The sequence below is a fragment of the uncultured Thiodictyon sp. genome, from assembly GCF_903946935.1.
Classification (GTDB): domain Bacteria; phylum Pseudomonadota; class Gammaproteobacteria; order Chromatiales; family Chromatiaceae; genus Thiodictyon.
Genome location: NZ_CAJAXH010000155.1, coordinates 1 through 9893 on the forward strand (window position 1 = coordinate 1; position 9893 = coordinate 9893).

General features: G+C 65.7%; 7 protein-coding genes. All 7 read right to left on the bottom strand.

What is annotated here, in order from left to right; genetic code table 11:
- Positions 1 to 427: 427 nt before the first annotated feature.
- The 7 genes from pnp to rimP all read right to left on the bottom strand — a co-directional run bounded on the left by pnp (position 428) and on the right by rimP (position 9519).
- Positions 428 to 2527 (bottom strand): polyribonucleotide nucleotidyltransferase, encoded by a 2100-nt coding sequence (gene pnp, locus QZX93_RS13890; RefSeq protein ID WP_295387306.1) that lies wholly within the window; start codon positions 2525 to 2527, stop codon positions 428 to 430.
- Positions 2528 to 2774: 247 nt separating this feature from the next.
- Positions 2775 to 3044: a 30S ribosomal protein S15 gene (gene rpsO, locus QZX93_RS13895; RefSeq protein WP_295387303.1), complete on the bottom strand. Its 270-nt coding sequence runs from the start codon at positions 3042 to 3044 to the stop codon at positions 2775 to 2777.
- A 124-nt stretch (positions 3045 to 3168) separates the two neighbouring features.
- Entirely contained in the window at positions 3169 to 4098 is a 930-nt protein-coding gene (gene truB, locus QZX93_RS13900; RefSeq protein WP_295387301.1) for a tRNA pseudouridine(55) synthase TruB, read from the bottom strand.
- On the bottom strand, positions 4095 to 4577 hold the full coding sequence (gene rbfA, locus QZX93_RS13905) for a 30S ribosome-binding factor RbfA (protein ID WP_295387298.1): 483 nt from the start codon (positions 4575 to 4577) through the stop codon (positions 4095 to 4097). Before rbfA ends, truB begins: the two co-directional genes overlap by 4 nt.
- A gap of 3 nt (positions 4578 to 4580) precedes the next feature.
- Entirely contained in the window at positions 4581 to 7463 is a 2883-nt protein-coding gene (gene infB / locus QZX93_RS13910; RefSeq protein WP_295387295.1) for a translation initiation factor IF-2, read from the bottom strand.
- A gap of 12 nt (positions 7464 to 7475) precedes the next feature.
- On the bottom strand, positions 7476 to 8987 hold the full coding sequence (gene nusA, locus QZX93_RS13915; protein WP_295387292.1) for a transcription termination factor NusA: 1512 nt from the start codon (positions 8985 to 8987) through the stop codon (positions 7476 to 7478).
- Positions 8988 to 9027: 40 nt separating this feature from the next.
- On the bottom strand, positions 9028 to 9519 hold the full coding sequence (rimP, locus tag QZX93_RS13920) for a ribosome maturation factor RimP (RefSeq protein ID WP_295387289.1): 492 nt from the start codon (positions 9517 to 9519) through the stop codon (positions 9028 to 9030).
- Between the last annotated feature and the right edge of the window lie 374 nt (positions 9520 to 9893).

The following is a 9893-nucleotide window of genomic DNA, read 5'->3' on the forward strand; positions in this document are numbered from 1 at the left end:
GTTGTTTCTCGGTGATATCCACGGGGGCGGCGGTGCAAAGGGGCATGGCGAACAAACTCAAGCAGCGGGAAGTTGACGTGTTCAGCATGATAACGAACACAGCCCGCAAGCGGTGCCAGAATTTTCACTCTGCAGCACTAGCCCACCTTTGACATGACCGCATTGGTATTTACGGTAGCCCCGCAGCTAACTCACTGAGGTATTTCTAGCCCGCGTTCGACGCCCGCAATGTAGTGCCATAATTTTTCATTATGGCCATTGTCTCCTTGGGCGCGGGCTTGTCGCGTTGCGGGCATGTACATCCGCCGCACCCAGACCCGCAATACCCGGCTGGACCGTCACCCTCTAGTGAAAGAAAAAGGGGCCTCTCGGCCCCTTATTCTTACCCGACCATCCGCGGATGGCCGGTCTCCAGCGGATCAGGCAATCACTCGCCCAATTCCACCGCCTTCATGCTCAGGCGAATACGGCCCTGCTTGTCGACCTCTAGGACCTTGACGCGGACCTGGTCGCCTTCCTTGAGCTTGTCGGTCACCGACTGGACGCGCTCCTCGCAGATCTGGGAGATATGCACCAGACCGTCGCGCCCCGGGAGGATGGTGACGAAGGCACCGAAGTCCATGATGCGGGCGACCTTGCCCTCATAGACCTTGCCCACCTCGACATCGGCGGTGATCAGGCGAATACGACGCTTGGCCTCTTCGCCGGCCGCCTTCTCGACCGAGAAGATCTTGACCACGCCATCGTCGGTGATGTCGATGGTGGCGCCGGTCTCCTCGGTGATGGCACGAATGACCGAGCCGCCCTTGCCGATGACATCGCGGATCTTCTCCGGGTGGATCTTGATCTCGATGATACGCGGGGCATGCTCTGACATCTCGGCGCGGTGAACATTAATCACCTTGGCCATCTCACCCAGGATGTGCAGCCGGCCGACCTTCGCCTGGGCCAACGCCACCTCCATGATCTCGCGGGTGATGCCCTCGATCTTGATGTCCATCTGCAAGGCATTGATGCCGGCGGCGGTGCCGGCGACCTTGAAGTCCATATCGCCCAGATGGTCCTCGTCACCCATGATGTCGGTGAGGACGACAAACTTGTCCCCTTCCTTGATCAGGCCCATCGCCACGCCGGCCACCGGGGCCTTGATCGGGACGCCGGCATCCATCAGCGACAGGCTGGTGCCGCAGACGCTGGCCATGGAGCTGGAGCCGTTGGACTCGGTGATCTCGGAGACGACCCGCACCGAATAGGGGAAGGCCTCAATGCCGGGCATGACGGCCAGCACGCCGCGCTTGGCGAGCCGCCCGTGACCGATCTCGCGGCGCTTGGGGCTGCCGACGCGGCCGATCTCACCGACACAGAAGGGCGGGAAGTTGTAGTGGAGCATGAAGGGTTCGCGATGCTCACCATCCAATGCGTCGATGACCTGGCTGTCACGCTCGGTGCCGAGCGTGGTGATGACCAGGGCCTGGGTCTCGCCGCGGGTGAAGAGCGCGGAGCCGTGGGTACGGGGCAGTACACCGGTGCGAATGGTGATGGGGCGCACGGTGGAGGTGTCGCGCCCATCGATACGCGGCCGGCCGTCGAGGATGCTGCCGCGCACGATACGGCCCTCCAGACGCTCGATGGAGGCCATGACCTGTTGCTCGCTCCAGGTGCAGCCCTCGATGGCGCGGATGCGCTCGATGACATCGGCGCGCACCGCATCCAGCACCTCATAGCGGGCCATCTTCTCCTTGATGGTGTAGACCTCGGCGAGCGGGTTGCTGCCGTATTTGGCAACCGCCTCCTCCAATTCGGGGTCGGGCTGGACCGGCTTGAAGTTGATGGGGGCCTTGTGGACCGCCGCTGCCAGTTCGCGGATCGCGGCGATGACGACCTGCATCTGTTCGTGGCCGAACAGCACGGCGCCGAGCATGACCTCCTCGGACAGGCCGCGCGCCTCCGACTCCACCATCAGCACGGCGTGCTCGGTGCCGGCGACCACCAGGTCCAGGTCGCTGTCCGGCCCCAGGCCGATCACCGACGGATTGAGGATGTACTTGCCGTCCTTGTAGCCGACGCGGGCGGCGCCGATGGGTCCGTTGAAGGGCGCCCCGGAGACGGCCAGCGCGGCGGAGGCACCGATGAGCGCCGGGACCTCGGGGTTCACGGCCGGGTTCAGTGACTTGACCGTGGCGATGATCTGGACTTCGTTGGTGAAGCCATCGGCAAAGAGTGGGCGGATCGGGCGGTCGATCAGACGCGAGGTCAGGATCTCGGTCTCGCTCGGGCGGCCCTCGCGCCGGAAGAAGCCGCCGGGGATACGGCCGGCGGCGTAGGTCTTTTCCTGGTAGTCCACGGTGAGCGGCAGGAAATCACGTTCCGGACCTGCCTTCTTCTGCACCACCACGGTGACCAGCACCACGGTGCCGCCCATGTTGACCATGACCGCGCCGTCCGCCTGACGGGCGATCTCGCCGGTCTCCAGCGTCATGGTCTGGTCGCCGAACTGGAACTGCTTAACGATTGGAGTGGGAATCACTGGAATCACGGGTCATGCCTCGGGTCTGAGTCGCGGGTGTGGATCGCTGGTCCGGATGAACCGTTGCAATCGCAGGTTCGGGTCTCGGGTTTTGAGTCGCCGAAGCCTTAAGCGTCCTGGTGCGTCGGGGTCTCGGGGTGGCGCCAACGGGCGGCCGGCACCTGGGGTGTGGGAACCCGGGCGGCGCCTACGGCCGCACGGGGACCCGGGAGCGGGCGACCGCTGTCGCCGCCCCCGTGGGCGGACGTCAGCGACGCAGACCCAGACGCGCAATCAGCGCGCGATAACGGTCCACATCCTCACGCTTGAGGTAGTCGAGCAGCTTGCGCCGGGAGTTGACCATCCGAACCAGGCCGCGGCGCGAGTGGTGGTCGTGCTTGTGCTCGCTGAAATGACCGGTCAGGCCTTGGATGCGGGCGGTCAAGAGTGCGACCTGCACCTCGGGGGAACCGGTGTCGTTTTCAGCACGGGCATAGGCCGTGACGACCTCTTTTTTCTGCTCAGCGGTCATGGTCATTGGCGGTCTCCTAATCGAGTGGGGAGGGGGGTTATAAGGCCCTTAAGCGACGGCAACCGCCGCCGCCGATCGCCCCGACAATGACATCAGGGGATCGAGCCGGTGTGAAATTAAAGCGAAATTATCAGACCAAGCGCTTGGGCTGCACCTTGCCGTCATCCTGGATCTCACCGACACCCAGGAAGTTCTTGGAAACATCGTATAGCCGCACCAGCCCCCCGGTGGGGGCCTGGGGGACCAGCACGGCCTGGCCCTGCTGCAAATAGAATGCGGCATCGGCCGACAGGCGCACCGCCGGCCAATGGCCCAGGGCGGAATCCAGCGGCAGCAGCAAGGCGTCGAGCCGCGCGGCCGCACCCTCCTGCTCGGCCAGGTCGCGCACCTGATCCAGGGTAATAAACTCGACCACGTTCTCCGCGTAGGGTCCGACCCCGGTGCGACGCAGCGCACTGACATGACCGCCGCAGCCCAGGACCCGGCCGATATCCTCGGCCAGGGTGCGCACATAGGTGCCCTTGGAGCAATGGACGTCGAGCTCGATCTCCGGCAGTTCGCAGGACAGCAAATCCAGCGAGAAGATATGGATCGGGCGCGTGGCCCGCTCGACCTCCACACCCTGACGGGCCAGCTTGTAGAGCCGCTCGCCACCCAGCTTGATCGCCGAATACATGGGCGGGAGCTGGTCGATCAGACCCAGGAAGTCAGTGAGCACCGCGCGCACGCCCTCCGCGTCGATGCCCTCCACCGACTTGGTCTCCACCACCTCACCCTCGGCGTCGGCCGTGGTGGTGGTGACACCGAGCCGTACCCGCACCCGATAGCGCTTGTCCGCGTCCAGCAGAAAGGCCGAAAACTTGGTGGCCGCGCCCAGACACACCGGCAACAGCCCGGTGGCCAGCGGGTCCAGACTGCCCGTATGCCCGGCCTTGGCGGCGCGATACAGCCGCTTGACCCGTTGCAGTGCGTCGTTGGACGAGAGCCCTAACGGCTTGTCCAACAAGAGGATACCTGTGACATTACGCCCCGGTGGGTTACGCCGCTGTACCCCCTTCATGTGGGCTGCCCCGATACATTGCCGGGTGCAGATGAGTCCGCGGCGTTCGCCTCGCCATCCTCAGGTCCATCCTCAGGCGCGTCCCGGTCAGCGATCCCCTCGACCGCCCGCTCGATGAGTGCGGACAGGTGCATCCCCGCACCGATGGAGGTGTCATAAACGAAATGCAGTTCCGGCATGGTGCGCAGCCGCACCCGCTGGGACAGGGCATGGCGCAAGAAGCCGGCCAAACGACCATTCAGCAGCCGCGTCTGTGCGACCCCGTGCTCACCGTCGGCGCTGATGCCGGCATCCTCGCCGGTGGCGACCGTGGGTAGGCAGGTGAAAAACACCTTGGCGTGCGACAGGTCGCGGACGACACGCACCTCATGGATGGTGAGATCGGCGAGGCGCGGGTCCCGCACCTCGTCGCGCAACACCTCATAGAGCTCACGCTTGAGCTCGGCGCCGATGCGCTCGGTGCGGTCGAATTCCTTCATGCCTTATAGCACCCGCGCCCGCTCGGTCCGCTCGAATACCTCGATGTGGTCGCCGACCTGGACATCGTTGTAGTTCTTCACGCCGATACCGCAATCGGTGCCGGCCCGCACCTCGGGCACGTCGTCCTTGAAGCGCCGCAGCGACTCCAGCGTACCCTCGTAGATCACGACATGATTGCGCAGGACGCGGATCGGGTTGTTGCGCTTGATCAACCCGTCGACCACCATACAGCCGGCAATGGCGCCGAACTTGGATGAGCGGAACACGTCCCGCACCTCCACCATGCCGATGATCTCCTCGGTGACCACCGGCCTGAGCAGGCCCGAGATCGCCTTCTTTACGTCATCGATCAGCTCGTAGATGATGCTGTAGTAACGCAGATCGATGGCCTTCTCATCCACCACCCGCCGTGCCGCCGCATCCGCCCGGACATTGAAGCCCAGGATGATCGCATTGGAGGTCACCGCCAGGTTGGCGTCGGACTCGGTGATACCGCCGACCCCGGTCGCCACCAGGATGACCTTGACCTCGTCATTGGTGAGCTTGAGCAGGCTCTCGCGCAGGGCCTCCAGACTGCCCTGTACGTCGGCCTTGACGATGAGATTGACCGACTTCAACGCCCCGTCCTTGAGCTGGGAGAAGATCTGATCCAGGCTCACGCCCCGGTTCTCGTCCAGCTTGGAGCGGCGATTGCGGGTGGAACGCAATTCCGCGACCTCACGGGCGCGCCGTTCATCGACCACCGCCAGGACATCGTCACCGGCGTCGGGTGGCGCAGACAGACCCAGCACCTGCACCGGGATCGAGGGGCCGGCGGACTCGATGGCCTTGCCGGCCTCGTCGAACATGGCGCGCACCCGGCCGTATTCGCCGCCGCTCACGATCATGTCGCCACGACGCAGCGTGCCGGACTGCACCAGGATGGTGGCCACCGGGCCACGCCCCTTGTCCAGGCTGGACTCCACGATGGTCCCGCGGGCCGGGCCGTCCACCGGGGCCTTGAGCTCCAGCACCTCGGCCTGCAACAGGATAGCGTCGAGCAGATCGTCGATGCCGTCGCCGGTCTTGGCGGACACCTTGATCAACTGGGTGTCGCCACCCCAGGACTCGGTCAGCACGTCGTGCTGGGAGAGTTCCTGCATGACCCGATCCGGGTTGGCATCGGGCTTGTCCATCTTGTTGACGGCCACCACGATCGGCACCCCGGAGGCCTTGGCGTGCTGGATCGCCTCGATGGTCTGGGGCATGACGCCGTCGTCCGCCGCCACCACCAGCACCACGATGTCAGTCACCTTGGCGCCACGGGCCCGCATCGCCGAGAAGGCGGCGTGACCGGGGGTATCCAGGAAGGAGATGACCCCGCGGTTGGTCTCCACGTGATAGGCACCGATGTGCTGGGTGATGCCGCCGGCCTCGCCGGAGGCGACCCGGGTGCGCCGGATGTAGTCCAGCAGCGAGGTCTTGCCATGGTCGACATGACCCATGATGGTGACCACCGGGGCGCGCGGTTGCAACTCGGCCAAGCCGGACTGCTCGTCGGCCTCCTCGATCAGGGTGTCTTCGGCGGTGCGCAGATCCGCTATCACCGCCGTGTGTCCCATCTCCTCGACGATCAGGATGGCGGTATCGCGATCCAGCATCTGGTTGATGGTGACCATCATCCCCTGTTTGAATAGGGCCTTGACCACATCGCCCGCCTTGACCGACATACGGCTGGCGAGCTCGCCAACCGAGATGGTCTCGGGCAGCGCCACTTCGCGAATCACCGGTGCGGTGGGCCGCTGGAAGGTGTGCTTGTCCTGCAATTGGGGCTTGGTGGTCTTGCGCTTGCGGCGCGGACGCCCGCCGGCCACATCGCCGTCCACCTCTTCATATTCCACCCGCGGGGCCTCGAGCTCCCGGCCGCCGCGCACCGAGTCCTTGCGCCCGGCCTTCTTGACCGACTTCTCCTTCTCGGAGAGCTCGGCCGGCTTCTTGGCGGCAACGGCCAGCGGGGGCTTCTTGGCCGGCTTGGCGGGCTCGCCGCGCCGACGCACCACCACCTCATCCACCTCATCGCCCACCGTCGGTGCCGCCGTGGGAGCGACCGCCGCCGGGGTGGTCTCATCCACGACCTCGACCTCGACCGGTTCAGGCTCCACGACTGGACGCGCCGCCTCCTCGGCCAGGCGTTGTGCCTCGGCCTCGGCGTCGGCACGGCGCCGCGCATCATCGGCCTCGCGGCGACGCTCGGCCTCCTCGCGGGTCTTGCGCTCGTGTTCTTCCAATTCGCCTAGCTGACGTGCCTCCCGCTCGGCCCGCTGGGCCTCCAACTCGGTGCGCCGGCGGCCGCCATCGATGGGGGCGCTGCGCAGGGTCTGCCGCTCCCGGGGCGGACGCGGCGGCTCGGCGCGGCGCGGCGGCGGCGCGGCGGGCCTGGCGGGTGCGGGGGTGGGGGCCACGGTCTGCGCCTTCTCCTGCGTCGGTGCCGCGGCCGCCTCGGCGGTCGCCTCCGCCGTCGGCTCGTCACCGCGCTTCACATAGGTCCGCTTGCGACGGACCTCGACACTGATGGTCTTGGCCCGCGCGGTCGGTGTCGGCCGGGAACCGCCCGCCCCACCCGCCCCACCCGTGCTGGTGCCAGGCACCCGCGGGGTCACGGCGGGTTGGCGCAATTCGCTCACGCTCTTGCGCTTGAGCGTCACCTGGCTGGGGTCAGCCCCGCCCTCGGACCCGCCCTTACCATGGCTGCGCCGCAGATAGCTCAACAGCTTGAGCTTCTCCTGTTCGGTCAGGGTGGAATCGGCGTCATTCGCGCTGATACCGGCCTCACCGAGCTGAGTCAGTAAACGTTCGACTGGAATGCCGACCGTGGAGGCGAGTTGTTTGACTGTCACTTCACTCATGTAACGGACCTCCTAACGGGATTCCCCGCCCGCATCGGCAAACCAGGGCTCACGTGCCTTCATGATAAGGCGCGCCGCCCGCTCCGCATCCATGCCCTCGATTTCCATCAATTCATCGACCGCCTGTTCGGCCAGGTCTTCCATGGTCTCCACCCCGCGGGCGGCCAGGGCCAAGGCCAGGCCCTCGTCCATCCCATCCATGTCGAGCAGGTCCGCCGCGGGCTCGCCCCCGACCACCTCCTCGGTGGCAATGGCGCGGGTGAGCAGCACGTCCTTGGCGCGTTCGCGCAATTCATTGATCGTGGCCTCGTCGAGCTCATCGATCGCCTGCATCTCGGCGAGCGGCACATAGGCCACCTCGTCGACGCTGGTGAATCCCTCCTCCACCAGGATAGCGGCCAGGTTCTCATCCACCCCGAGTTGATCCATGAAGCTCTTGACCGAGCGGTGCGCCTCCTGTTCGCTCTTGGCGGCCGCCGCCTCCTCGTTCATCACATTCAACTCCCAGCCGGTGAGCTGGCTGGCCAGCCGCACGTTCTGACCGTTGCGGCCGATCGCCTGGGACAGGTTCTCCTCCTTCACTGCCACGTCCATGCTGCGCGCCTCCTCGTCGATGACGATGGAGACCACGTCCGCCGGTGACATGGCGTTGATGACGTATTGGGCCGGGTTGTCGTCGTAAAGAATAATGTCCACCCGTTCGCCATTGAGTTCATTGGAGACGGCCTGGACGCGCGAGCCGCGCATGCCGACACAGGCGCCCACCGGATCGATGCGTGGGTCCTTGGTGCGCACGGCGATCTTGGCGCGGGCACCGGGGTCCCGGGCGGCACCCAGGATCTGAATCATGCCCTCGCCGACCTCCGGGACCTCGAGCTTGAAGAGCTCGATGAGGAGTTCCGGCGCGGTGCGGCTGACGAACAACTGCGGGCCCTTGGCCTCGGCGCGCACATCGAAAAGATAACCGCGCAACCGATCGCCGGAGCGCACCGATTCGCGTGGGATGACATGCTCGCGGGGGATCAGGGCCTCGGCATTGTTGCCCAGGTCCAGCAGGATACTGCCGCGGTCGGCCTTCTTGACGATGCCGGTGACCAACTCGCCCTTGCGCTCCACGAAGGCATCGACAATCTTGGTGCGCTCGGCCTCGCGCACCTTCTGCACGATGACCTGCTTGGCGGTCTGGGCGGCAATGCGCCCGAACAACTCGGAATCGATCTCCTCCTCCATGAAGTCCCCGGCCGTGAGACCAGGCTCCAACACCTCGGCCGCGGACAGGGTGATCTGACGCTCCGGGGCCTCCAGCACGGTGCCGACCGCCGGGTCCACTACCACCTCCCAACGTCGGAAGGTCCGATAGTCCCCGGTCTTACGGTCGATGACCACCCGCGCCTCGATCTCGCCACCGTGTTTCTTGCGAGTCGCCGAGGCGAGCGCGGCCTCAATGGCCTCGAAGATCACGTCCTCGGGCACATCCTTCTCGTTGGATACGGCCTCAACAACCAGCAGGATCTCTTTGCTCATACCTTCCCATACTCAAAGACTGTGCGACCGGTGACCGCGGCTACCGGCGCGCGGCCGCTGCAAAATCGGGGATCAGACGGGCGGACTCCAGGGCCGCGAACGGGACTTCCCAGGTCCGGCCTTCCGCCTCCAAGCGAAGCATCTCAGTGCCCGGACCCGTGGCGTCAAGGCCGAGCAACACCCCTTCCAGGTTGCGTCGACCCTCGACCTTCTCGGCCAGCCGGACCTTGATCCGCGCACCGACGAAGCGGGCGAAGTGCTCCGGAAACACCAGTGGCCGGTCCAGTCCGGGGGAGGAGACCTCCAGGTCATAATGGCCCGGCAGCGGGTCCTCCACGTCGAGGACGGCGCTCAACTGCTGGCTGACCGCGGTACAATCGTCCAGGTCGATGCCGCGGGCATGATCGATGTAGACACGCAGGGTGGAGGCGCCGCCACCACGCTGGAAATGTTCCACCCCAACGAGTTCGTAGCCCATGGGCTCCACCACACGGCGGGCCAATTGGGTCAGGGTGCTGTCTACCGGCTGCATGAAAAAGACCGTCCAAAAACGAAAAATGGGCCAGCGGCCCACTCTGTCGACGCGTCGCGCCCACGGCTCACCGCGGACTCGGCACCCCACCTCGTGTCGTACAAAAACACCCCGGAACGGGGCTCATGACGGGGACCCTCAAGGATCGCGAACCTTCCTGGCAGGTTGTCCGTCGCACGTTTAGCGCTAGAAGTGTAGGGCCTGAGCAGCCGTTACGCAAGGACGTTGTCGGACGAGCCGTTTGCGCTGCGACGTTCTTGGCCGGCGCCGCGAGGTTAGGGCGGGATGAGGCGGGGCTGAAGCGCGGGCGTGGTGTGGCGGACGCGGCCGACCTCGGGTCGCTACGGCTCCCAGTTGAGAACGGCTCTCAACAA